The organism is Actinomadura sp. KC06 (assembly GCF_004348735.1).
Lineage (GTDB): Bacteria > Actinomycetota > Actinomycetes > Streptosporangiales > Streptosporangiaceae > Spirillospora.
The window spans coordinates 1-24,105 of record NZ_SMKT01000021.1 but is presented as its reverse complement, the minus strand read 5'-3'; the positions used below and the strand labels follow the sequence as shown (position 1 = coordinate 24,105).

Genomic DNA, 24,105 nt, shown 5'->3' with positions numbered 1-24,105 from the left:
CTCGCGAGACTGGATCATCGGTCTTCGAAGTTCCCCTTGGCCTTCAGGTGGGTGAGGTTCTCGACCACCTTCATGACTGTGTCGTCCGGGAAACCCTCCGCCCTGCGAGCCTCGATCTGTACGGTGACCTCGAGCTCGACACCGTCGGGCGCGGTGAGCAGGGCGAGCAGATCTGGGCCGAGTCTGGTGAGGTCCCGGGTGAAACGCTCCGGATTCACCCCGTAGGTCGCCCAGAAGCGGGTGTTCTTGACCGTAGTTTCCAGCTCGGACTGAACTTCATCGCCGTCTTCAGTGTCGGTGCCGGTCGTGTCACCTGCTGAATCTCCGTCGGTCTCCGCATCATCGGAGCCCAGGCTCCGTTCCCGCTCTTCCCGCTCTCGTTCCTCCCGAGCGCGCTGTTCCTTCGCACGGTCCAGTTGGACGAGGAGGGTGCTGTCGGTGATCTGCGCGGGTGCCCATTCCCCGGCGTTCGGAATGGCCAGTTCGATGTACTTGCCCGTGTCCTCGTCGTAGGCGCTGGCTACAGCGAAGCCCTCGATGCTGCCAGTGAGCTCATCGAAGACACGGCGGACACTCTCTTCCAGGACAGCACGATTGCGCAATCGGCCTAGATAGGGGAATCGGCGGTAGTACTCCCACAGGACACCAAAGGAAATGTGGCCGTCTTTCCAGACCTTGGACAGATTCTTGTCCAGGTCATAGCGAATCAGTCGTGAGCCCATCTCCGTACGAAGCTTGTCGATGTTCTTGAGCTTTGCGCTGACCCGTTCGGGAATGGACGCGCCGTCCTCGTCGACCACGGCGGCCTGAAGGCCGATACGGCCGGTGTTCTTGTCCCAGATCGGGTAGAGGACCGTGTTGTACGCCTGCTCAATGCGCCTTGAGACCGTGTCACTAGCCGTACTATGCCGCTTCCTCGCCATCTTCGCTTGGTCGGGCGGGATCGGCAGTTCCTTGTCTTCTACGATCGAGTTCCACGCGAGGTATTCCCGCACGGCGTCCGTTAGATAGGTGAGCGGCTCACGGTCAGCAACTGCGAACACCAGCATATTCTGATTCGTCCGAGGCGAGTTACCTCGGCTCGCCAGAGCCTCGTTGGCGAAGGTGAAGGCGGGGTTGTCCTTGACCTGGCTTGAGTAATGCAGCCTCGGGTGGACGATGACGATCTGACTCTCTGGGCGGTCAGGGACCTCATCGGTGCTCTTTGGCGCTGGCTGTACCCTGACGAAGAGGCCCTTCTTGGGGAAGTCATGTTCCTTGAGCCGCTTGACGATCTCTTCGTACACATCTTCCAGGTGGCTGCGATACTCCTCGGCACGATCGCGGGCCAGCCGGTTGACCGACTGCTGAGTGTCGTACCAGTAGGACGTGCCGTCTGCATAAAAGTAGAGTGCCTGCTCACTGAGGAGATGGATCGCCGAGCCGAAGTTGCCGACCACGTCACCGGGGAGCGCGGTCCCCAGCCAGATCCGCTTGCGCTCAACACCCTTTTGCTGTGCGCCGGTTCTCGCCGCGGATGCCAGGAACGCGGCCCTGGCCAGGCGACGGGTGAGGTGGCGCTGGGAGAAGGCCGCGCGGCTTGCGTCGATCCGCTCTGGTGTGGAGCCAGATGAGTCCACGTCTGCCTCGATCACGGCCTTCCACGTGTCCGACAGATAGTGGGTGACTTCGCCCAACACCCATTCGTCGCCGAGCGGCAACGAGCCGGGCATGATCAACGGAGCCGGGTCCTCGGCTTGCCACAACCGATAGATCACCGCGCTCATCAACCGCAGTACACCACGTGTCTTCTGGAACCGTTCCAGCGTCGACCAGTCCTCATACAACCGATGGAACAGCTCCGGATGGATCGGATACGCCGCCTTGATCTCGCTCTCGTACTTGGTCTCCGTCACCTCGTGCGGAAACTCGGCGGAGTGCTCCCGGTAGAACCGCACCAACGCCTTGGCGATGAAGTCGCGCTCCTTGAGCGCCCTCTCGGTCGGCTGCTCGAAGAGCCGACGGCGGACGATCTCGAACGACTCATCTGGGGTCGCTGGACGCCAATGCTTGGCGACCCGGCCGACCACGTTCTGTAGCCTTTCCAGGGTTTCTTTCCCACGGAGCCCACCGACCTCGGCCTCATCAGCCTCCGACCTCCGCTGTTTCGGGTCATGGGAGGCAGGGACCGAGACGATGAACATGATGCCGGGGATCGTCTTCGCCAGCTCCGTCATTGTCTGCGCGAAGGTGAACTGGGCCTCGAAGGTGCCACCCGGCAGGTCGGTTCGCCCGTGCAGCAGCCTGGCGTAGCTGACCCACTCGTCGATGAGGATCACGCATGGCGCGTACGCCGTCAGCAGCTGCTCAAGTGAAGCACCGGACGGCACCCTCGCCTGGTCGGATTCGGCGACGATGTCGTAGGCTTCCCGGCCTCCGAGCTGCCACGCCAGCTCACCCCAGAGGGTGTTGATGCCAGGCCGGCCGTCCTCAGACGAAGGCTTCGCCGTCTCAATGTGGTTGCCCACCAGAGCCACCCGCCGTACACCCTCCCGCAATGGGATGCCGCCGAGCATGTCCTGGACAGCCTGGGGGTACTGATCAAGCTCATGGTTCGGCGAGTACAGATGCCATACCGCGAGCATCGAGTGAGTCTTGCCACCACCGAAGTTCGTCTGCAGGTTGAAGACCGGCTCGGCATTCCCGTCGCCGGACAGCCGCCGGGCGGTGTTGGTCAGCAACTCCTTCAGGCCGTCGGTTAGGTAGGTGCGGCGGAAGAACTGGACCGGATCGGCATACTCCTCGCTGCTGGTCTTCCCTGTCGCCACCTGGTGAAGATCTGCCGCGAACTCCGCGCGAGCATACTCGCCCTTGCGGACGTCCTCATGCGGAATCATCACGTCCCGCCACGTGCCGAGCTTCTCTGCCGAGACCGTCACCGAGGCGGGAGCACTCTTACGGACGCGATCCAGCGCCCGCTTGTTGTCGATCTGCCCGCGATGCTCATCACGCTGAGCGGCGATCTCATCAGCCGCCGAAGCCGCACCGAGAGCACGGAGCAACCGCTCCATCGTGTCCAACGCACGGTCTGTGTCGTTGAAGGTGAACTTCTCGTTGTGCGCCCATAGGTTGCGCACGTCTCGCAGCTCACTGGCATAGCGCTGGCCACTATGGGACAGCAGTTCGAAGAACACCTGTCGATGATCAGTGATCACCTTGAGCAGAGCCTGCGGGTCGTTCTTGGAAAGCTTCCTAGTGCCCCCAGGCTTCGCGGATTCCCTTGCCGCGAGCAGCTCCAGCCAGTCCTTCCCGGCAGGAGCAGCTTCACGCATCAGCTGATCTACAACAGGTGCCAGGCCCTCTGCGAGGATTTCAAAACCCCTGCCCACCCGTTGCTGGTGCGACAGCGCCATTACTTCCCTGTCCGATGTGTCGTCACCCATCGTCGCCCACGCATCCGCTCGTCAGCCCTCATCGTCGGCCTCCCCCACCGAGAAGAGACCATCGATCTCATCTGAAACATAGCGAACTGACGAGACATTCTGGGCAGCGGCCATGATGTCGGGCCAAGCTGTACCGAGCTGGTTGAGGCGTGCGGCCGTCTTCTGATACCGGTGCTCGGAGATCCTGAACAGCCGGTGGACGAGACGGTTGACCCGATCCAGGTTGATTGCGGCGTCCGGACGGCTACGCACCGCGGCCACGAGCTCCGCAGCACCATCGATCCCCCCGCCCGGCCCCTTCATGTCGAACCTCTTGGCGAGGTGCATGGCAACCTCCCAATGAGAGATACGATGAGGTTTGACAGGGTCGTACTTGACAGGTAGCTCATCAAAGTCAAGCAAGGAGACCTTGCTGCGCGGACTGTTGCTAACGATGCCTGCCTGAACCAGGTCGAGGATGGCCGTCCCTGTTTGACGTAGCACACCGTCGGCGACACCGTACGGGCCTTGGTCGAACGCGTATTGCCTGAACCACTTCAGCGCGAACCTGGTCGGAGCATCGTACTCAGCCTCTTCGCCGTCAATAATCGCGGTAGCTGCCTTGTCGATCTCGATGAGGGCGTCACGAACTGACATCGGGCTCCCATCCGGCTGAAGCACTTCGCGGTACGAAGAAAAGATGCGCATACCCGGACCAATCGCAGCTTGCCCCATATCCAAGGGCGATACACCCGCCTTCAGAAGGGCATCGATACCGCTAGGCATCTCATTCTTGAGATGATCAAGAAATGTTGCCTTGTCCGCTACCTCGACTGAATTCCGAGTCCGACAGATCAAAATGATATAGGAAGCAAGCGCGTTGGCCCCTTGACTGATCTGACGGGTTTTGTGGGTGCATTCGATCGGGAGAGTCCCCACAACTGACAAACCCGAAGCGAGGATCGCCTGCAGCATGGAGACCCACGCCGACGATACCGCGCCATCTCCTCCACTATCATCTTGCTTAGCCGCATAGGCGACGATAATCGGGAGATCTGGACGAGACGCTTTCTGAAGAGATTTGAATACCTCTATAAACCCTTCAATGAAGTACTTTTGTGCGGCATCCTTACTACCTCCGTGGCGAGCTATGTTCGCCACGAGTTCTGGAACTTTAGGAGTCGCGATCGTGCCGAACAGATCGGGATGGACGTCTCGGAGAGCCCTCCTGAGCCACAAATAGAAATAGTCACTCAGATCGGCATAGTTGATCTGAGCAAAGTACGGCGGATCAGTCACAATCAGGGCTGTTCCGGGCTCCACCAACTCCCCTGCCCGGCGCGCATCGCACTGATATATGTCACCTTTTACCTGGGCTCCTGGGAGCGCGCGAAGCAATCCAATAACTGTGTCAATTTGGGTATTCCACGACCCAACTGAATGTCCAAACGGATATGCTTCAGCAAAATCCCATACCATCGGAATAGATTGAGACCCGAAGGCGGGCATGCACCGAGAAGGCCCCTCACGGATATACCATCGAACTAGTGTGGAATTTGACTGAGACATCTTGCTAAGGCAGATTCCGAGCGCGGTCGAAATGGCACTGGCCTGGTCAGTGGTACCACCATCCTCAGCTACTCGATCGTAGATCTTGGCAATCTCGTCCGCAAAAGCAGCTAGAACAGCTAGTTGACGCGAAGTATAAAGATCGATCTGTCGAATGAACCCATATAGAGGGGGGGCAAAATTTTTGGTATTACCGCCGATTTCAGTCTCGTCCAAGTCATCAGGAACCTCCACGACTTGAGCAGTGGAATTGTCGGGGTCGGGTTCGAGAAAAGTGCGTCCGGCCGGAGTATCAACACAGTAGGCCATGAGCTGAAGCCCTAGACGCCCTTCCTTTCCCAGAGCGCGGAGTTCCTTCTCCCCCAGGCGCGAACCACATTTTGGGCAATTAAACTGTGCTCTTCCTGTTCCCTTGGTCCCCTTGATCGGGCCATCCTTGCCACGGTGGATGACAAATCTAATCTTGTCATCTTCCACGACTGGTTCTAGAGTGGCTTCGCGGTCCTTTTGCTTACTTAGCCATGGTGAGCTGTAGAGAGGGATACGAATATTGCACATGGGGTTAGGGCAGGGTGCGGTCCTCGCCCAAAGCCACGCAACTGGGGCCCCCTTATCCGGGACATCGTAATAGTGGCCGACTTGTTCCTTAACAGCTTGCTGGACAAGTCCACCGTAGTAGCGTAGGTCATCCGCAAAACCTTCGTAAGGAAGGTCCTCTGTTCGAGTTGGCCGATTCCCTTCCTCCGAGATCGGCGATGCTGCAACAACGGAGGGCAGCAATTGCCCCAGCATGCGTGTAATGAGGGCAGCAACGGGGTTGAGATCCGACCCTCTAGCGGGGAGCCCCAAACGAAGCGCTTCGACTATGGTCGCTCCTCCACCAACGAAGGGGTCCATAACGACTGGGATTTCGCTATTTGACTTGGCGATCAATTCACGCGCTTGTCCAATGGCGGCTTTCGATGGAGCCGTGCCGTCCAGAGGCAAGAGATCTTTAACCACTTGCAGAAGGTAGTCGCGCTCATCTCCGGGACCTGGGTCATCCACCAAAGAAGCAAACACCAGGGCGCGCAGAGCGGGGGTCGGCATGGGCGCAAACCATTTATGCAAGTTCTTGACGGTGCCAACACTGCGCTGCTTTTCCGCCACGCTGGCGGCGCCGATATGAATCAAGGGAAGCGTTACATCAATAAGCTTGCTTCGGTATTCGCCGTAATCTGCTTTAGTCATACCGGAACACCTCCCCGATTCCAAGTCTTCTTCCAGTTGCCGCCAATTTCGGTGGCATCAAAGCTGCCGAAGTCAACATCCTTGAAGGGGTCGACTACGTAACGCACATCGTCATTGTCGGGCCCATGCGGATGGACGCTGACCAGAGCCAGTCGGAAGTTAGGTCCCGAGTTTTTTCCAGTGAGGACTTCCGTGCGTGTGACATGGAAGTCCTCTGCGCCAACAACACGGCCCTTGACCTCGATGAAGACCCAGTGCTCGTCCACGGTACGGGACCGGATGTCGTAGCCAGGGTTGTTGTGGGCCATCTCCTCGGGGATCCGGCCGAGCTTGCGCTCCGCGGCTAGGACGAGGTCGAGCGCGCGGCGTTCGACGGCCGCTGTTTCGCGGGCGTAAGCCTCCGGAGGCTGTTCGCGTAGCCCGGCGAGGCGATCTAGAAGGCCCTGGGGGATCACGAGGGCGGCTCCGGCGACGCGCGGAGGGCGGGCCTGGAGACGGCGGTCTCGGTCGAGCTCCTCCATCCGCTGGTTGAGGCGTCGTTCCAGGTTGCGGGCTTGGCGAGCGGCGAAGTCCGACTTCAACTTGGTGGACTTGCCAGCTGCCTCGGCCTCCTGAAGGTCGGCGTAGCGATAGTCCCAGTAATTGATCTCTTGGAGGAGACGCGCGTGAACCAGCTTGCGTGTTCGATCCGTCTCGCGTTCAACGCGCTCACGTAGCTCGGTCATGTGCGCGTTGAGCCCGTTCTGCACGGACCATCCGATGGCGAGGTCCTCCACACCACTGCTCAGCCAGGGCTGTTCCAGAACGGGCGCGGTTAGCTCGCGTTCCTCCGCGTCGGCTGGGGCGTAGTCCAGGTAGGGGGCCGCGCCAGCCATCCTGTTACGTGCTTCGCCTAGCTCAACGAAGTCGAAACGCTTGCTGACGACACTCGGGGGCTGGTGGCTGGTCGTGATCTCCTGGGCCACCGCAACCAGCAGGCGAGGTTCCTCTCCCACGTCGCGGCGGTCGACGAGGATCGCGCCCTGCTTGAGCTGGCCTCCGTACCTGTCGATGATCAAGGAGACGACGGCATCCAGCAACGGGTGTCCTGGGGCAAGCAGATCAGCGCTTGGGGCTCCGGCGGGTCGAACGAGTTCTCGGTCGAAGGTGACGCGCTCGTAGCGGCGAAGCACTGGCGCGCTGTGCTTGATGAGGGACTCGTATTCGCGCAGGTCCGCGGGCACATGGCTGATCTCGTAGCGACCCGGCTCGCGTTCGCCGATGCGTCCGCCGAGGAGCTTGAACGCGGCGATGAAAAACGCCTTGATGTAGTGCGGCTGGAGCCGGCGGGCGCGTGCTTCCTCCATCCGCAGGCGCCACTCCGCCACGTCTGCCTCGGCCAGCTTCTGATGGGCAAGAGCCCGCTCGGCCAGGAGCTTCTCCAGCCCTTCCCCGACCGAGGAGTCGATGACGTGGTTAAGGCGGTCGCGGACGTCCGGGCGGTCGCCGTACTGGATCGCCTCCATGAGCACGGAGCGCAGCGGCCGGTCGATGAACGCCTCGCCCAGGACGTCGAACACCTTGCCCTTGTAGGCCTTGCGCTGTTCGTCGATCTTCTCCAGGAGCCGGATGAAGACGGCGCCCTCGCGAGTGTCCTCCGCCACCAGATTCCACAGGTGGCAGACCTCGGTCTGGCCGATGCGGTGAATTCGGCCAAAACGCTGCTCAATCCTGTTCGGATTCCAGGGCAGGTCGTAGTTGACCATCAGGTTGGCGCGCTGCAGGTTGAGGCCCTCGCCTGCGGCGTCCGTGGCGATCAGGATGCGGCAGTCGCGATCCTGGGTGAACAGCTCCTTGATCTTCCGACGGTTGTCGCGACTCACCCCGCCATGGATCGTGACGACCGCGTCCTGGCTGCCGAGCAGGCCACTGATCTGGTCCCTGAGGTATTCGAGGGTGTCCTTGTGCTCGGTGAAGATGATCAGCTTGCGTGGGCTGCCCGCGCCGTCATTGACCATCGGGTTGCTGAGCAGCAGCTCGCGGAGCTCTGTCCACTTCCGGTCCGTCCCGGCATGGCGGACGCGGCGGGCGACCTCGACCAGGTCGGCGAGGATCGCGATCTCCTTGTCGAGCTCGGCGATGGTCTGCGCCGCGGTTGCGGCATCGACGACGTCGTTCTCCAGGTCCTCGAGCTCGGCGGCGGGCAGATCACCGGAGTCGTAGTCTTCCAGATCCTTGCCGAGCAACCTGGCCAGCCGCTCACGCAGGGCGGTCTCGACAGGGCTGCGGCCGGCGGCCATCTCCTGCCGGAGAGCTTGAAGGCGCTTGTGACGGCGGGCCAGCGACTTCAGGATCGCCTCGGGGCTGGAGGCCAAGCGACGTTGCAGCACCGTGAGGGCGAAGCCGACGGTGTTGCCGCGCTTGCCGTCCGCCATGGCCTGGGCGCGTCCCATCTGCTCCCGGACGTATTCGGTGACAACGTCGTACAGTTCGCGCTCGGGATCAGAGAGCCGATAGGGAAGCGTGTAGGCGCGGCGTTCGGGGAACAGGGGCTTGCCCTCGAAGGTGAGGAGATCCTCCTTGACCATACGGCGCATGAGGCCGTCGGTGTCGGTGGAACTGATGCCCTCGCGGTAGCGGCCTTCGAACCGGTCAGAGTCGAGCAGGCCCATGAAGAGCTGGAAGCCGGCCTCGTTACCCGCATGCGGGGTGGCGGTCATCAGCAGCAGGTTACGGGTGTGCTTGCCGAGGAGCTCGCCGAGCATGTAGCGCTTGGTCTTCTTGAGTTCGTCGCCGAAGTAGTTCGCGGACATGCGGTGCGCCTCGTCGACCACAACCAGATCCCAGTCAGACTCAGCGAGCTGCGCTTGGAGATCCTCGTTGCGAGAGAGCTGGTCCATGCGCGCGATGAGGAGGGGGTACTTCTCAAACACGGTCTGGTCGAGCTGAGCGTTGATCAAATCCCTGGTGAGGACGTCGAAGCGGAGGCCGAACTTGTCGAGCAGTTCCTCCTGCCACTGGTCGACCAGTCCTCCAGGGGTCACGACGAGGCAGCGTTCTAGATCTCCTCGGAGCATGAGCTCCTTGATATAGAGCCCTGCCATGATCGTTTTTCCGGCGCCAGGGTCGTCGGCGAGGACGAAGCGGAGCGGGCTGCGGTCGAGCAGTTCGCCGTAGACGGCCTGGATCTGGTGCGGGAGGGGTTCCAGGTCACTGGTCGTGACGGCCAGCATAGGGTCGAAGCGGGCGGCCATGCGGATGCGCAAGGCTTCCGCGGCAAGCTTGAACAAGCTGCCGTCGGCATCAAAGCTGTAGGCGGCGGATGCTTTGCGGATGGTCAGGCGGGGCTCGGCATCACGGTAGAGGAGTTGATGGTCCGGCTCACCGTCCTCGGCCTGGTAGGTGACATGGACTGCGTCGTTGCCGTACCACTTGGTCGCCACCACCGTGACCGAGCCGGACGCGGCGAGGCCGTCCACGACGGTCCCCGGCGTGAGGTCGTCCAACCTCGCCCCTGCCATGTGTTCCTCCCCCCTGCAGATCCGACGCACCACGATAGTGCTCCACCAGGTGGCAAGCATCGTTAATCGAGCCAGGGCCATCTTGCGTTACAACCGGCAAGTATTGGTAACGCACGATCTATCCTGATCAATAGGACATGTCGGATAGCCCTGGAGGCGAGGCAACCCCCCGTGCCCCCTGAGAAGACCTCCCGAACCGTGGCCACGCTGGTCGATCAAGTCTCCAAGGGAGAGATCAAGCTACCTGAGATCCAGCGAGGGTACGTCTGGAAGGCAACCCAGACGGCCAAGCTGGTCGAATCGCTGTACCGGGAGTATCCGACCGGGTCGCTGTTGCTCTGGAAGGCCTCCGAGGTACCGATCACGCGGGAGATGGCCATCGGGACGGTCGTCCCCGAGCCAGTGGTCGTCCCGCTGTACCTGCTGGACGGGCAGCAACGACTGACTGCCCTACACCGCGTCTTCAGCAACCACGAGGGCGCCCAGATCATCTTCAACATCGAGACGGAGAAGTTCCAGAACCAGAGCCCGGCAACGGCCAGGGATCCGCGCTGGATCAAGGTGTTCGACGTCCTCAAGGGCAACATGGTCCAACTGGCGATCAAGCGCGCGGAGCAGCTCCCTGACCTGGGGATGGAGACGATTCTCGAGAGGTTCCACGCGCTCACCAAGATCGGGGAGCGCCAGTTCCACATGGAGATCCTCGAAGGGTTCTCCTACCAGGAGATCACCGAGATCTTCGTCCGTGTCAACAGCGGTGGACGGTCCCTGAAGGCCAGCGACCTTGTGCTGGCCACACTGACGGCCCGCTGGCCCGGCGTCCTGGGCAAACTTCAGGACGAGGCGGAGCGCTGGAAGAAAGAACACTACGACGATCTCGACATCACCTTCCTGACCAGGGCACTCGCCGGGGTCGTCCTGGGGCGGGGGCTGTCCACGGGCGCCCACGCCCGGCTAGTGGCGGCCTCGGACGCCGAGTTGGAGAAGGGCCTGGACACCGTCAAACGCGGTCTCCAGCGTCTTGTCCCCCTGCTCCAGGAAAACCTGAAGCTCAGTCGCAGCAGCCTGATGCCATCGCACAACGTTCTGCTCCCCCTGATCGTTCTGCTGGGGGAATGGCCAGAAGACAAGGCGATGGACGGCGATACCGCCAATGGGATCTTGTACTGGTTCCTTGTAGCGACCATCAAGAACCGATACAGCGCGTCCACCGACACTCTGCTCGGGCAGGACATTCCGACAACCCGGGAGGACGAACCCGTCAAGAAGCTGCTCACCAGCTTCGGAGTGATGACCGGCGCCGTCTCGGTCACCCCCGGCGACCTCGCAGGACGGACGGTCGGAAGCCCGTACTTCTTCCTCAGCTACCTTGTGGCTAAGCACGCCGGCGCTCGGGACTGGTGGTTCGGAACCGAGATCTCCGCCATAGCGGAGGACGGCCGGAAGCTCGAGTACCACCACATCCATCCGCAGGCGACGCTCACCAGGCATACGCCGCCCTATGGCAAGTCCGAGATCAATGACCTGGCCAACCTCGCCTTCATCTCCGGCAAGGCGAATCGGCGGATCAGCGACCGCTCGCCAGCGGACTACTTCGTCGCGCCCGAGGTGCCCCCGCTGACTGAGGCCGAACTCGCCCCGCACTTCGTCCCGTACGACGAGGACCTCCGGACGGCCGGACAGTACCGAGAATTCCTCAAGAAGCGGCGCTCGCTGCTGGCCGACGCTATGACGGCGCTGCTCGACAAGTTCCGGCCAAGCTGGCTCGACGAGCACCTGGCCGCGACGGTCGACCTGATCGCCGGACACTCTCTCGAATTCCAGCTCTACCAGAGCAGCTGGGACATCGGTCGGATGGTCGCCACGGCCAAGGGCGTCGGCTTCTCCTGGACGGGGTCCTTCACCATGGATGATTTCGAGGACGCCATCCGCCAGGCCAGTGACCAGGGACTTTCAGGCGACATCGAGATCGCTGGTGCCAGCGCCCCCGTCACAGTCAGCAACGAGACGGTCGAAATTCCCATAGGTCCCTTCCTTGCCATCGGATCCATAGATGACTGGAAGGACGTCATCTCTCGGGAGAAGGAAACATTGCTCCCCCAGTCCCAGCTCCCCGTCCTCAGCGAGGAACCTTGGAACGGTGAGCTCGTACGGTTCCCCGCATCCAGTATCGAATAGGCAAGAGCTACTGAGGGCGACAGCCGGTAGAGGAAGCGGCGGCTTCTCGGATCATGTCGGCACTCCTCCCTACGCTTGGAGCATGACCTTCACCGCGCTCCACCGCGCGCTCGGACTCGCACCCGCGCCCTTGACAGATGACCTGCTCGATGCAGCGGTGGCCGCAGGAGTAGCGGAGGCGACTGACCTGGATTGGAAGTCGGAGCTGCCGCCGGTGAAGGGGCTGCCGCAGACCGACTTTCCGAAGGACGTGGCTGCGATGGCGAACAGCGGCGGCGGTGTCATCGTCTTCGGCGTGCGCGAGTCGCAGAAGGTGGCGACAGAACGAGTCGACGTGGGTGAGCTCGATGAGGCGTACGAGCGCTCCCTGCGCAGTGCCGCAATCACCGCTATCTCCCCGCCGGTGTTCGGCCTGAACGTGTATCGCCTCGGAGCTAAGGGCAATCGGGCCGTCGTGGTGGAGGTGCCCGCGAGCATCGACGGCCACATCTGATCTACAAGAACGACTACTTCGGGGCGCCAGTGCGGAACGATTCCGACACTGTGTGGATGAAGGAGCGGCAGATCGAGGCGATGTACCGCGCTCGGTTCGAGGAGCGCCGCCACGCAACCGAGGCTCTGGATGCGCTGTTCGCAGAAGCCGCTAGCGGTCGGGACTCCGGCAAGCGTGCTTGGCTGATCGCGGTCGCCCACCCTCGCACTCCTCGCTTCCGCGAGCGCCTGACCCGCGAGGAAGCCCGCGGTGTGCTGACCAAGACCGTGGGGCTGGCCTTGACCTATGCAGGGCGTGGAGGCGTCCACCCGCTAGAGAACGTCGACTGCGACAACCCCCGTCTCGGATTGCGCCGATGGGTGGTTGTGAACACGGCAACCGGCGATCGTTCGATCTGGAAGGAGGCTCGGATGAGCATTCACCATGACGGCTCGGTCACAGTTGTCACCGCGGTCGGCGGGCATCGCATGAGTAGCGAGGGGTACTATGAGGGCTGGCAGGTTGAGTCCACCGCTATCGAGTGCGCCATAGCCGACCTCATGGCGCTTACCCGCACGACGGCGGAGACGACTGCAACGACGAGCGTGTCAGGATCGAGTGGACCGGCGAGCAGCCGTTGACGATCCTGACGAAGGATAACTTCGGCTATGCCTACGACGGCGCCTCAGTCCCTCTGCACCGCTACACGCCGGTCGAGACCACCGTGAACGCGGTCGACCCGGCGCTGGACTACTACTGGCACGTCCACGACCTCGCCCAGGACTGCGTGAATCAAGGCGGCGTCTCGAATGTGCTGATGGTTCAGCCCCCCGAACGCGACGAGTCAGCATAGCCCTGCTTCTCTCACGGTCACAGGGATGCCACTTACGTCAGTCGCCTATCAGTTCCTGACGCCTGCGGCCATAGGCTCCAGACCCCATTCCCGCACGGCCTTGCCGTCAACGAAGCGCCACTCCGCGCGGCACTTGTCGCAGTCGATCCGGACATCGTGCTCCCGGAAACCGGCACGTTGTCGTGCTCTTCGATGACCCTCCCGTCGCCGCAGGGGCAGTAGTACTCGTAGTGCTCCACCGTCCCGGCACCGGCACCCCAGCCCCCATGGTTATGTGAGCCTCCACCGATGCGTTCGGTACGAATGGGCTGCGGTGCTGGCAACGTCCTCATCCACTCTGCGATCGCGCTCACTACGGCGTCATACGCCTCGGGCAAATGTGAAACCTCGCAGAAGATCGCCAACAGCTCGTCCTGGGTGCGAGCGATGCGATGATCGCTGTCTCGCACACCGGCGGAATAGTTGCTCGCAAGATTGCCCACTACGTCGTTGCGACTGGCCTGAAGAATCAGCCAGTCGTGGAAGGGAGCCGCCTCGTCCACGAGAGCTGGCCGAACCCAGCGACCCGTGATGGGGTTGCCCGCTGCCGCCCGGACAAGCGCGGTCTGTAGACGTACCCGGCGTGGCGGTAGTGGTCCGCGTGCGGTGGGGTCTACCCCGGACCGACCATCCTGCGTACGTAGTCGTGCTCGCGCTCCGACACACCGATCAGAAGGTTCGGTCCGGCGCCATCCGGGTCGGCGATCCGGAGTCCAAGCACTGCCGCCGCCCAGATCACCCGGCCGTTGGACACATTCGAGCTATGTGGGCTGAGGAACCACTCCGCGGTGTGCTTCAAGGAGTAGCTGTTCACCTCCGGCGTTGCGGTGCCCGAAATGGGGGTGAACATCCGGAGCAGGTCCGTGATGAGAGCGAGCTCGATGAAGTCGGTCTCGCCGTTGATGTGCCATGGTGCTTCCGAGAGGAATCCGTTATCACCGAGGACGGGATCGCCACCGCGCGCCGATAAGCTCGTGATCGTTGAGGACAGCGATCAGCTGCCGTGCGCTGACTCGATCACCGAGGAGCCCTTGGGCCAGCGGGGAACTCATCTGCCGCAGCGCGGCGGTGTACTTCGTGCCGGTGAAGGCTGCCCACGCGCGCGCGTCATGCTGGAGCTCACGATTCTGTGTGTGGTTGTTGGAGGTCATCTCAATCTATGTTCCGGCTAGGCACCCCACGCCTACCAGCCCTGTGACATGAGAGAGATCTCAATCCAACGGGTACTGCTTCTCTGGATCGGCAACCGTTGTCCTTCGCGTCTTCGTCGCGTGGGGACTCTTTCTCGGAGAAAGGCAGTCCAGACTGCCCACGGAAAGTGTGGCAGGGAGGGAGGGCTCCGCACGTCCACAGCGCTGCGAACGGGATCAGCCTATCGAGCGAGGCGCGGCGCGCGTGCCAAGGTGCTCGGAGTTCTGATTCGCTCGTTGGTCGCTACAGCGCCGGCTCTCGGCATCATGGGCGTGGCTATGCGGCGTGCTCTGGGATCCCAGAACATGTCCGTAGAACCAGTCAGGTGTCACCTACGTAACCTCACGCCAAGCAAGATCAGTTTTCACTGGCTACTCCGGTCGCCCTCGTCGGCGAGGACATCCGAGAGTTCGCAGACGCTTCCCGGGCGCGGTCATCTGGGTGACCGACAGTTCTTCGACATATCCCTTCTTGTTTCCCAAAAGGTTGTAAATAGCTACCGCGCAAGGTGACCTAACCGCCCTGGACGCCCGGCCCCGGGCGATTCCTCACCGGAATCCGGCTCGATACCTATGCAACCTCACTCGATTGGTTCCCCAATGGCAGCGGTCTGTATGGAAACAGCCCGCGCGGGTTGTACGCGTTCAACCTCCACCAACTCTGACGCCCCCGCGCCCGGCAACTCGGGCGCTGGAATCTCCGTCCGCCCGCCTAACCACACCCGACCATCCGATCAGAAAGGCGGCTCGTCCGAACTGGTCGCCCACGGATTGGCCGCCTTGGGGAGCGCCGCATCCGGCAACGGCAGGTTGGTCACCACGTAGAGGTTCAGGATGTCGTCTCGGTCCATGAACATGATCTGGCTCCGTTTGCTCGCATCCAGGGCGTTGCCGAGCCAGTTGCGGGCTGCCTTGGTGATCGTGCCGCCCGCCACGATGAAGGCGTGGTCAACGAGCACCCGGCGATTCGTCTCCGGGTCGAAGATCTCGTGCGCCAGCATCATCAGCGCCTGGTTGTGGATCTCGGCGACGTTGCTGCTGCCTGTCTTCGTCTGGCCAGCCGCGTCGATCTTGCCCTTCTTGGCCTGGATGCCGAAGTAGAGGACGTGCTGGGTGGGCAGCGTGTAGCGCATCCAGATGTCCTTGCCGTACTCCAAGGCTTTGTCCTTGTGGCCGGCGGCGGTGATGCGGTGGTAGCCGAGCTGGCGGAAGAGGGGAAGCAGGACCTCCTCGATCAACTCGTCTTCACTGCAGAAGTCGAGATACGCAGCCAAGCGGTTGCGCCGCTCAACTTCCGCCTGGTTGAACGGGCGGTGGGGGTTGGCCAGCGGGATCGTCGCCAACCCTGTCCCCAGGTGCCGCACGTAGCAGTGGCGGTCCTCCCCGTAGAAGGCCTCGAAGCCCTCGCGGTTCAGCACCTCGTTCAGCTGGGCCAGCGCGTTCTTCCGATCGACGCCTTCGCTGAGCGCGTCGGCGGGGTTCATCAACAGGTCGATCAAGCGGCAGAAGATCTCTGGCGGATGGGTCGGGCCGTCGTGGGGCTCCGCGAGCAACTCGGCGAGTCGGTCAGCCACCCAGCGGTGTCGCGTGCTTCCGTCGTGAACGAAGTCAAGGTCGAGCTCCTGAAAGAACTCCGTGATGTAACTGCTCGACCGGTACGGGAAGAAGGCAGGCTTCTCGCCCGGACCAGGGTTGACGACTCCCGGGTTACCGACAACCAACTCCGCCAGGGCATTCAAGTTCCGCGGCCGAAACTTCATGCCGCCATCGTGCCAGGACCGGCTGACACCCAAGCCACGATGACAACGATCACCTCATCCAGCATGCCCTGGTGCTCGTCTAGCTCTTCGCTGGCCACAGCTCCCATCGGTTCGCCCGTCCACGCCTAACCTCGGCATCGGGGAACTGCTTTTGCAGCTCGGTCAGTCGCGCCGTGATCTCAGCGATCGGCAACCCCGACGGGATGACAGCCAGGGGTTCCGGCTTGGGGGGCGGCGGCGCCGGTGGTGGCTCGTTGCGCTGCTTGTTCTCCTCGGCGGCTGCGGTGAGCATCTCCCGCACCCGTTGTATCCGCTTGGCCCACCCCGGCCAGGCCGGGCACGGGCCGTCGTACGGCGGCGTCACCCAGCCGTGCTTGAACATCGGCGTGGTGCACTCGCTGCACATCTGCTCGGCGGCAAGCTCGGGAACCGCCAGCAGATCGTCGAGTTTGCGTTGCGCCATGCCGATCTTGACGCGCAGCTCTGAGCGCTCTTTCCGGTCCTTCGAGGCTTTGTGGGTGGCCTGCAGGTCGGGGAGCTGTTTCCGTAGGTCCCGACCCGAGAACTCCCGGTCGTACTTGTAGTGAAAGAGCATGACCTCGCGCCGCTCGCGCGGCAGCCAGCCGTTCTTGTCGATGATCTCCTCTGGGTCACCCACGTCGGTCTCAAGGCGCGTCACGAGCTTGTGGGCACGCTCGATCTGGGCCTCAAGTTCGGCTATGTCCTTCTGGCGCTTGTCCGGCGGCATGGCCGGGAAGCGCGAGCCGTCCCGGAACCCAGCCAGTTCCGTCTGCAGGTGGTCGACGATGGACTGGTTCTCGATGAGCGCGAGCCGTGCGTGTGCCCGTTCCTGGTCGTAGTGCTGCTTGCGGGCTTCGCGCTGCTTTTCGGCAGCGGCGCGCTGACGTTCCAGCCTGCGGTCCTCGCGCTCCCAGCGCGCTTCCAGCTGTTTCATCGTCAGCCGACGGTGCCCCGGTTCGGCTCGCGTCCACTGATCCATGGTGGCGCTCGCCTCATCGAGTTCGGCCTCGCGCTCGTCGAACACCCAAGGGTTCCATCTGCCGTCACGGTTGATCTCGACGAAGCGCGTCCGCGCCGCGATGAACTCCTCGGCCGTGGCGGTCGCGCTGGCCTTGGGCTTCCAGAGCATCCCTTCGACCTCGATGACGCCTTCGGGGAGCGTTACTGACGTCCTTGCCATCGCTTCGACCTCCGTCCGGCTGACGATGCACCCAGTCTGCACACACCCGCGAGCACGACTCGCCGGGATTCCGTAGTCCCACCGCACTTGGGACCGCCCAACCCAACGCGCTTCGTACGTCAAGTCGGTCGGATGACCATCTGCCGGGCGGGTCAATAGAACCAGGACAGCGCAGGCATAACCGCAGGCAGTGTGCTAATCATGCCGACGGTTGCCAGCGAGCGTCGCCGTCCCATTCAAGCGCGCACCGAGCTACAGAAAAGGGCCCCTTGTCGATGCGTCAGCTACGTGGCGGCGGTGGAATCCATGCGTCCTGCAACCCCGGCCTGTTTTGACCAAGCGGCCCCAGCGCTCGCGGCGCCCGAACTCCTGCGCGATCGCCCTTCCGGATGGCAGTTTCCCCGTCGGCGTGCGGTTGGCCAACGCCCACTGCCAGGCTTGCGCCCGGAGCAGCGAGGCTGGCCGTCTCGATCGCGAAGGAGCACGCTCGGCGCGCTCGTCGCCTACTCCCCGACTCCCACCAGCGATCTCTTTGCGAGATATGTGGCCCTCGGCGGTTTCCGTCTGAGCACCGTCTGACCCGTCCGGCGACCGACCGTCCGCAGGCGTATGAGCTTGGTATGAAGCGGCGGCACCAATGAGGGCGCTCGTAGGAGATGCATATGGGTCAGACCTGCCCCCGGTCTCGTCCTCATATGAGGTTCCGTATGACCGTCTTGCTGGTCATCGGGCTTGTCTGAGTCCCGTATGAGGCAACTGGAACCGTCTTCTGGGATGTGTTCCTCACCTGGCGCATCAGCAGCTCATACGCGCCGATCAAGGCCGCAGACGGCCACGCCGCGATCAACCGGCCCACCAGCGACGGCTCGGCCACCGCAACGTTGGCGGCCAGACTCGCCGCGCTCCCGATCACCAGCAGAGCCCAGGGAAGGAGACCACCGCGCTGACCGTGACGCGAGTCAGCCAGCAGCGTCATCGACGAAGCGACGATCATGCCGTCCACCGACACCGGCAACAGCGCCGCAGTCCACGACGTCTCCCGTACTCCAGGACCAGGGCATACATGTGCGTATACGACAAGGCCGCAGCGATCCCCGCCAGCACCACCACACAAATGGTCGTCACCCAGCGGACCGCCACATCCCCCAGCCGCATCACCGCTCACCACCCTCGACACCGCCGAGGCCGACTCCCCCACACTGGCCGGAGCCCACCTGCGGGGAGGACGAGGGGACACCCCCCGATCCAGTGCCGTCACCTGCGGGTTTCTGACCGCGGTAGCCGTCCCGGCGGATCTTGGCGTGGACCGGGGCGACCTGCACAACCGGGCCCTCGATCAAGGGCGAAAGGTTCTTATTATGTCGGGTTGGGTGCGCACAGCATCTACGCGAGAAACACCGGTCTCCTGCTTCGGCTGGCTTCGGCGGTGAGGGACACGGTGCGGGGTCTGGGAGGGCCGTCAGTACCGGCGGGTCGGTGACCTGGGCGGGACGCAGCCGCACGCTGGCCACGTCGGTGGTCGTGCCAGGCCGCACCGTGATCGGCCCGCAGACCCCGACGAACACATCCAGGGCCCGGCCGGCCGGTGCTGCGTCGCGTTGGTCTGGAGGGTTGGTCCGGTGGCCGGCGGCGCCGCACGATCCGCCAGACACCAACCGCAGCCGACGTATTCGATCACCAGTTCACCCGCAGCCGCAGGATCAACTCCGGGTCGTCGACATCGCCGAGCACCCCGCACGGGAGGGCAAGGTGTACCGCTGCGGCCGAGAGGAGGGAGCCGCCACCGAACAGCCAGAGGTTGCGCATGGGCCTCCCCACTCCGGCCGCAGCACGTACGAGGACCCCGCCGGCAGCGAGGACGGGGCCTGCGCAGCAGATCGCCATCAGCGCCAAGGCCCGGCACGCAGCCGGGTACCGGCGTTACGACGCCGCGCGCCCGCTGGTCACGTCCCCTCCCTCTTGCCGGGGCGTCACGCGCCCGTACCGGTCCTCGACCCGCCGGAGCCGGGGCAAGCTCCTAGACGAGGCCCGCATCTTCGCCGCTACGGCCACCTGACGCGACCGCTTCAGCTCGGCCTTTGTGGGCGGTGTCGAATTCGGGCAGCCAACAACCGTAATGGCGTTAGTATCCTGACGGATAGACATGGAGCGGGATGAGGGAAAGCTGCCTCGACTGCCCTGCTGGCCAATTGAGAGTGCTGGGGTCTGTGCGGGCGGCCGGTGTGATGGTGGAGTTGATGACCTCGTTTCCAGCCAGCACCAAACGCCTGGTTGTTGTGTCTGGCGTCATTTTATCGTTGTGTTCCGGGCGGTAAAGGAGAGTCAAGAAATGACTCGCCCTGTCCGTCTCGCTACAAGTTTCTCGGTTTTGTGCTGAGGTTCGAACTGATCTCCGATGATTCGACTAGGCTGCCAGTGTCACAGGTGCTTGTGCTGACTCGTTCACGTGTGCCTGAGAGACGGTTCTGCACGGCGTAGTGAGGAGTGATAAATGTCGGACGACGTCCCAGACCTTCGTTCCGTACCCGGTATCGATACGACCAGAGCGAATTCTGCGCGAATCTGGGATTATCTGCTTGGCGGCCGAGAGCATTATCAAGTCGACCGCGAACTGGCGGACGAGGTCGCAAAGTTTCTGCCCGATATTGTGGAGCAGGCTCGAGCGGACCGGTTGTTTCTGAGTCGCGTCGTCCGGTTCCTGGCCAACGATGCGGGGATTACGCAGTTCCTGGATATAGGTACCGGGTTGCCCACGGCGAACAACACTCATGAGGTGGCGCAACTTGTGAACCCCGCCTGCAAGGTCGTGTACGTCGATAACGATCCGCTGGTCCTCGCGCACGCACGTGCTCTCTTGACCAGCACGCCCGAAGGGAAAACGGCGTATCTGGACGCTGACATGCACCAGCCGGACGACATCCTTGATCGGGCTCAAAGCACACTCGATCTCTCTCAGCCGATCGCGATCACAATGCTCGGAGTGTTCTGGCACATTCTGGAAGACGCCGAAGCCGACCGGATCATGGGCCGCTTGCTGGCCCGGGTACCGTCCGGGAGTTACCTGGCCATCAGTCAGCAGACCCTCGAAATCACCGGAGAACAGGCGGCCCGGGCTGTACGGCTGTGGAATGAGCGCGGGAGCCCGCCAGGTGTGTGGCGCTCTCCCAAGCAGATCGAGGATCTCTTCCTCGGACAAGGCTTGGAACTCATCGAGCCGGGTGTGGTGACGTGCACTCGCTGGCGCCCGGAAACCGAGCAATTCGAGGTCCCGGAGACCGACCAGTTCGCCGCGGTAGGCCGAAAACCCTGATCCGTGCGGCACTGCTGACAGCAGTGGTGATCCGGCGCGTCCTAGGCGCGATCCCGTAGTATCCCCAAGTGTGCGGGGACAAGCGTGACGGTGTGCTCGCACGCATTGGTGCGCATGGGCGGCGGGGAGTGCAGCCGGGGAGCGTGATGTGATCACTGGATGGGCAGGCTGGCTGACCACCCAGGAGACGGACGCCCTGACCCGCCCGCGAATGGTCCTCGGCGTCCGGCTGAGGAGGATGCGGGAACAGAGCGGACTCGGTTCGGCCGATGCGGCGGCGGCGGTCGGTTCGCCGGCACGGTTGGAGGCCATGGAGCGCGGCCTGGTCGGGTCCGATCCCCGTGCGGTGATCACGCTCGCGGAAATGTACGGGGTCACCGATCACGGGACGCGGATGATCCTGCTGGAACTGGCCCAGTTGTCCCAGCAAGAAGGCTGGTGGGCGCCCTATCGTCAGCTGATCCGGTCTTGGTTTCTGCCGTATCTGGGGGTCGAACAGTCCGCGAAGCTCATCCGCTGTTACGCGAGGGAGGCGGTTCCGGATCTGTTACAGCATCCCGACTACGCCCGCGCGTTGATCCGGCTCCGGCATCCGGGCGCGGATGAACATGAGCTCGGCCAGCGGCTGCGGCTGCGGCTGCGGCGGCAGCAGATCATCCACGGTGCGCGGCCCGCACACCTCTGGGTGATCTTGGACGAGGCCGTGTTCCACCGTCCCCTGGCCGACGCGAGTTCCATGTTCCGCCAGCTCACCCATCTGCTGGATCTCTGCGAGCTGCCGAACGTGACCATCCAGCTCGCCCCGACGGGCGATGCCGGGTTCGAGAAGCCGGTCACCCTGGTCCGGCTTCCGGAACACGATCTCGACGACGTGGTCTTCCTGGAGCGGCTCGGCGCGGCGTTTTATCCGGAAGAGTCGGAATTCCACCGGCACGAGATGAATGCCCTGGCAGTCCAGTCCCCGCCTCCCGACCAGACCCCGGCCAGGCTGAAGGAAATGATCAGCCGGTTGTCGCATGACGCGGGCGGAAAGTGTCGGATTGCATAGAGTTCGGTAGGTTGGGTGTGCGATCCTGGGGCCAGTCAGGGTGATCCACTGACGCGGTGTTCCCTGTCTGCGAGAGCCGGTTATGGATCTACGCATACTTCCGTGGGTGACGACCGCCGTGTGACATTGCCGGGGCCTACAGGTCGGATCAGCGTGTCGGGTGTCCCTTGTTCTCGCGTGTGCGGCCCTTGATGATCTCCGGCGTACGGCTCGTCGCCCGGACTGGAGCAACGGAAAGCGAATGCGATGGCGAAGCTGCTGATTACGAGAACTCCCGCGTATCTCGCATTCATGCATTTCGTGAAGTCCTATTACTTCAGCTACGGTGCGCCCAAGCATACACAGATCATCGAGCTGGCCTCCAAGCTGGACGACCTCTACCCACCCAAGAACGACGAATTCAGGATAGAAGTCAAGCTGAGCCCGGCCTGGGTCAGTCAATTGCTGACCGGAAAGCTCGACCCACTTCCCACCGCAGAGAAGTTCAGGGCGTTCATTCTCGCCGTGGGGTGCTATGCCGTGGAGGTCGGCATCATGGACGAGGAACCGGACCGCACCAGCCTTCGGGAATGGCAGGAACTACTCCGCCAGGCCAAGAAGAAGGCCGAGCAACAGGCACGCGATGGCATCTTCGTCGATCACGAGGTCGCCGAGGCCGACCCATCAGACCCGTCCCCGGCCGGGAACGCGGCGCCGGAATTGCGTGGACCGCGTCACCTTGTGCGAGCAGAGCCGGTCGTCTTGTCGCCGAACCAGCTCAGCTATCTGATGAAGCACGGACCCTATGCCCAGACACTCGCGGTGCGTGCCGCCAAGGGCGATCCCTTCGCCCAGTATCAGGAGGGCGTGCTTTTCGGCTGCGACGGACGGTTCCACGACACCGCGGTTGCCCTGCTCAAAAGCGCGGCAGCAGCCGGCCTGGAGCCCGCCTTGGAACTCTGGGAGGCCAGCCGCACCGGGCCTCTGGGGCCCGCGGCTGTAGCGCACGCCCGTGCCCTCGCCGATCAGTACCGAGATCAGGGCGAAGACCGGGCACGCGCCACCTTCCGGTCGTGCGCGACCCAGGCAACGGTGTGCGACGGCACCAATCAGACTCCTCCGTCGCCGTAGTACGGCCGACTGCCAGGGGTGCGCCGTACGCCATGACCGCCGCACCAGGTGCTGCTAAAACGACCACCCCGCCCGCTTGCCTCCCGTGATATTTGTTTGGCCCTAAACCAGTTGTTGCCCCTTCGTCGATGCCAACCATTTCAGATGCCTTCCGCAGGCTTTAGCTGCTTTTCGCAGTGTTCGGTTTATGCACTTTGTTTTATGTTTCCTTGTTTGTCGTGCATGTGGTGACATGGTGCGGCAAAGTGAGGCCCGTGATTCGAGACATCCCGTCCTTGGAGACACACGACCATGGCCGGTGCCCGTTCAACCGGCCAGGGTCTTGTCCTGATAACGCACGCCCTCGTGACCTCGACGAGGCCATATTGGAACTCGTACTAACGAGCCATTGGATGCTGGCTACCGGACGCCGTCTTGACCAACACCCGACGCTGCATGCGCTGGAAGCCGAAGAACTCATCGACTTTTGGGCCGACGACCGACTGGCCGCACCCGCCTTCTCCGGTAGGACTTCGTGATGCGACAGGTGACCCGAATCCTGACCGGCTACGACAAGAATGAGCGCCCGCCTGCCCACCCTCGCCATCACTTGCTGTGCGGCCTCGACATCTCTGGCTACTCCAGATGCGACCAGCGCACGCAGATTTTCCTGAGGCGTTTCATCTATCGAGTCTTTCGCGAGGCACGTAGAAGCGCCCGCATCGCGACGTGGCTGTGTCACGTCGAGGACAGGGGCGATGGAATTCTCATGGTCGCCGACCCGAGGGTGGGGCCGGAGGCAATATTCCCGTCCTTCATCGCCAGCGCAAAGGAAAGCGTACGAGCGCACAACGCTCAGGTCCCTCCCAACGAGTTGCGACTGCAACTGCGCATGGCCATTCACGCAGGCTACCTCCACAGAGACTCTCGCGGATTCTCCGGAGACGCGGCCAACCATCTCGCTCGCCTGCTCGACGCCCCCGCGTATAAAGATCAGATGACCGAACACGCGGCTTCGTTCGCCGTAATCGTCTCCGACGACCTTTATCGACAGGTCGCCAGCTACCGCCTCATCGACCCAAGCCGTGCCACTCTCATCAGGGCTAGCGTCAAAGAAACGCAATGCTCCGCCTGGATGATAATCCCTTGAGAATCATTATTGGGCGGCGCGGAAGCCGCAGTACGCATGAGGGGTCAATCGAGCGGTCTCTATGAGAGTTGGAGCGGATCTACCGTCCGGTCGTCTGGGTTTGTTGGGTGGAAGC

General features: G+C 62.8%; 17 protein-coding genes. 8 read left to right on the top strand and 9 right to left on the bottom strand.

Translation table 11 applies throughout. The features are described from left to right. Positions 1–14: 14 nt before the first annotated feature. The 3 genes from E1287_RS09895 to E1287_RS09885 are packed head-to-tail and all read right to left on the bottom strand — an operon-like array spanning position 15 to position 9,685. A complete protein-coding gene (locus E1287_RS09895) occupies positions 15–3,422 on the bottom strand; it encodes a DUF499 domain-containing protein (RefSeq protein WP_131964568.1) in 3,408 nt (1,135 codons plus the stop codon). A gap of 21 nt (positions 3,423–3,443) precedes the next feature. Further along, entirely contained in the window at positions 3,444–6,200 is a 2,757-nt protein-coding gene (locus E1287_RS09890; protein ID WP_131964567.1) for a DUF1156 domain-containing protein, read from the bottom strand. Beyond that, positions 6,197–9,685 carry a helicase-related protein gene (locus E1287_RS09885; RefSeq protein ID WP_207934116.1) on the bottom strand — a complete coding sequence of 1,163 codons (3,489 nt, stop codon included), beginning with the start codon at positions 9,683–9,685 and terminating at the stop codon, positions 6,197–6,199. The genes E1287_RS09890 and E1287_RS09885 overlap by 4 nt, the downstream gene beginning before the upstream one ends. Before the next feature lie 213 nt (positions 9,686–9,898). Between E1287_RS09885 and E1287_RS09880 the strand changes: the two genes are divergently transcribed. The 4 genes from E1287_RS09880 to E1287_RS44625 all read left to right on the top strand — a co-directional run bounded on the left by E1287_RS09880 (position 9,899) and on the right by E1287_RS44625 (position 13,203). Continuing rightward, complete coding sequence (locus E1287_RS09880) at positions 9,899–11,878, top strand: DUF262 domain-containing protein (RefSeq protein ID WP_165968945.1); 1,980 nt, start codon at positions 9,899–9,901, stop codon at positions 11,876–11,878. A gap of 82 nt (positions 11,879–11,960) precedes the next feature. Further along, complete coding sequence (locus E1287_RS44635; RefSeq protein ID WP_207934115.1) at positions 11,961–12,371, top strand: ATP-binding protein; 411 nt, start codon at positions 11,961–11,963, stop codon at positions 12,369–12,371. 56 nt (positions 12,372–12,427) lie between these two features. Then, a complete protein-coding gene (locus E1287_RS44630; RefSeq protein WP_207934114.1) occupies positions 12,428–12,991 on the top strand; it encodes a hypothetical protein in 564 nt (187 codons plus the stop codon). Beyond that, on the top strand, positions 12,988–13,203 hold the full coding sequence (locus E1287_RS44625; RefSeq protein WP_207934113.1) for a hypothetical protein: 216 nt from the start codon (positions 12,988–12,990) through the stop codon (positions 13,201–13,203). The genes E1287_RS44630 and E1287_RS44625 overlap by 4 nt, the downstream gene beginning before the upstream one ends. Positions 13,204–13,855: 652 nt before the next feature. On the opposite strand, the gene E1287_RS09865 is transcribed toward E1287_RS44625, so the two are convergent. The 6 genes from E1287_RS09865 to E1287_RS46270 form a co-directional block, all read right to left on the bottom strand. After that, a complete protein-coding gene (locus E1287_RS09865) occupies positions 13,856–14,092 on the bottom strand; it encodes a hypothetical protein (RefSeq protein ID WP_131964564.1) in 237 nt (78 codons plus the stop codon). A gap of 85 nt (positions 14,093–14,177) precedes the next feature. After that, complete coding sequence (locus tag E1287_RS09860) at positions 14,178–14,393, bottom strand: hypothetical protein (protein WP_131964563.1); 216 nt, start codon at positions 14,391–14,393, stop codon at positions 14,178–14,180. 773 nt (positions 14,394–15,166) lie between these two features. Continuing rightward, entirely contained in the window at positions 15,167–16,192 is a 1,026-nt protein-coding gene (locus E1287_RS09855; protein ID WP_131964562.1) for a hypothetical protein, read from the bottom strand. 79 nt (positions 16,193–16,271) lie between these two features. Next, positions 16,272–17,393, bottom strand: a complete 1,122-nt coding sequence (locus E1287_RS09850; protein ID WP_131964561.1) for a hypothetical protein — start codon at positions 17,391–17,393, stop codon at positions 16,272–16,274. A gap of 691 nt (positions 17,394–18,084) precedes the next feature. Next, positions 18,085–18,402, bottom strand: coding sequence for a DUF2637 domain-containing protein (locus E1287_RS46275; RefSeq protein ID WP_279503939.1), 318 nt, complete (start codon positions 18,400–18,402; stop codon positions 18,085–18,087). A gap of 665 nt (positions 18,403–19,067) precedes the next feature. Then, positions 19,068–19,199 carry a hypothetical protein gene (locus E1287_RS46270; RefSeq protein WP_279503937.1) on the bottom strand — a complete coding sequence of 44 codons (132 nt, stop codon included), beginning with the start codon at positions 19,197–19,199 and terminating at the stop codon, positions 19,068–19,070. A 685-nt stretch (positions 19,200–19,884) separates the two neighbouring features. Here E1287_RS46270 and E1287_RS09835 point away from each other — a divergent pair. From E1287_RS09835 to E1287_RS09820, 4 genes are all read left to right on the top strand, one after another. Next, on the top strand, positions 19,885–20,703 hold the full coding sequence (locus E1287_RS09835) for an SAM-dependent methyltransferase (RefSeq protein ID WP_131964559.1): 819 nt from the start codon (positions 19,885–19,887) through the stop codon (positions 20,701–20,703). 148 nt (positions 20,704–20,851) lie between these two features. Continuing rightward, positions 20,852–21,751: a helix-turn-helix transcriptional regulator gene (locus tag E1287_RS09830; protein ID WP_131964558.1), complete on the top strand. Its 900-nt coding sequence runs from the start codon at positions 20,852–20,854 to the stop codon at positions 21,749–21,751. A gap of 246 nt (positions 21,752–21,997) precedes the next feature. After that, entirely contained in the window at positions 21,998–22,861 is an 864-nt protein-coding gene (locus E1287_RS09825; protein WP_131964557.1) for a hypothetical protein, read from the top strand. A gap of 517 nt (positions 22,862–23,378) precedes the next feature. Beyond that, complete coding sequence (locus E1287_RS09820; protein ID WP_131964556.1) at positions 23,379–23,990, top strand: hypothetical protein; 612 nt, start codon at positions 23,379–23,381, stop codon at positions 23,988–23,990. Positions 23,991–24,105 lie beyond the last annotated feature (115 nt).

Bases quoted from the DNA above. Each gene is read 5' to 3' on its own strand.
- E1287_RS46270 (WP_279503937.1), bottom strand. From the start codon at position 19,199: ATGCGCAACCTCTGGCTGTTCGGTGGCGGCTCCCTCCTCTCGGCCGCA.
- E1287_RS09865 (WP_131964564.1), bottom strand. From the start codon at position 14,092: ATGTTCACCCCCATTTCGGGCACCGCAACGCCGGAGGTGAACAGCTAC.
- E1287_RS09895 (WP_131964568.1), bottom strand. From the start codon at position 3,422: ATGGGTGACGACACATCGGACAGGGAAGTAATGGCGCTGTCGCACCAG.
- E1287_RS09850 (WP_131964561.1), bottom strand. From the start codon at position 17,393: ATGGCAAGGACGTCAGTAACGCTCCCCGAAGGCGTCATCGAGGTCGAA.
- E1287_RS09825 (WP_131964557.1), top strand. From the start codon at position 21,998: ATGGCGAAGCTGCTGATTACGAGAACTCCCGCGTATCTCGCATTCATG.
- E1287_RS09820 (WP_131964556.1), top strand. From the start codon at position 23,379: ATGCGACAGGTGACCCGAATCCTGACCGGCTACGACAAGAATGAGCGC.
- E1287_RS44630 (WP_207934114.1), top strand. From the start codon at position 12,428: ATGAAGGAGCGGCAGATCGAGGCGATGTACCGCGCTCGGTTCGAGGAG.
- E1287_RS09835 (WP_131964559.1), top strand. From the start codon at position 19,885: ATGTCGGACGACGTCCCAGACCTTCGTTCCGTACCCGGTATCGATACG.
- E1287_RS09860 (WP_131964563.1), bottom strand. From the start codon at position 14,393: ATGACCTCCAACAACCACACACAGAATCGTGAGCTCCAGCATGACGCG.
- E1287_RS44635 (WP_207934115.1), top strand. From the start codon at position 11,961: ATGACCTTCACCGCGCTCCACCGCGCGCTCGGACTCGCACCCGCGCCC.
- E1287_RS09855 (WP_131964562.1), bottom strand. From the start codon at position 16,192: ATGAAGTTTCGGCCGCGGAACTTGAATGCCCTGGCGGAGTTGGTTGTC.
- E1287_RS09890 (WP_131964567.1), bottom strand. From the start codon at position 6,200: ATGACTAAAGCAGATTACGGCGAATACCGAAGCAAGCTTATTGATGTA.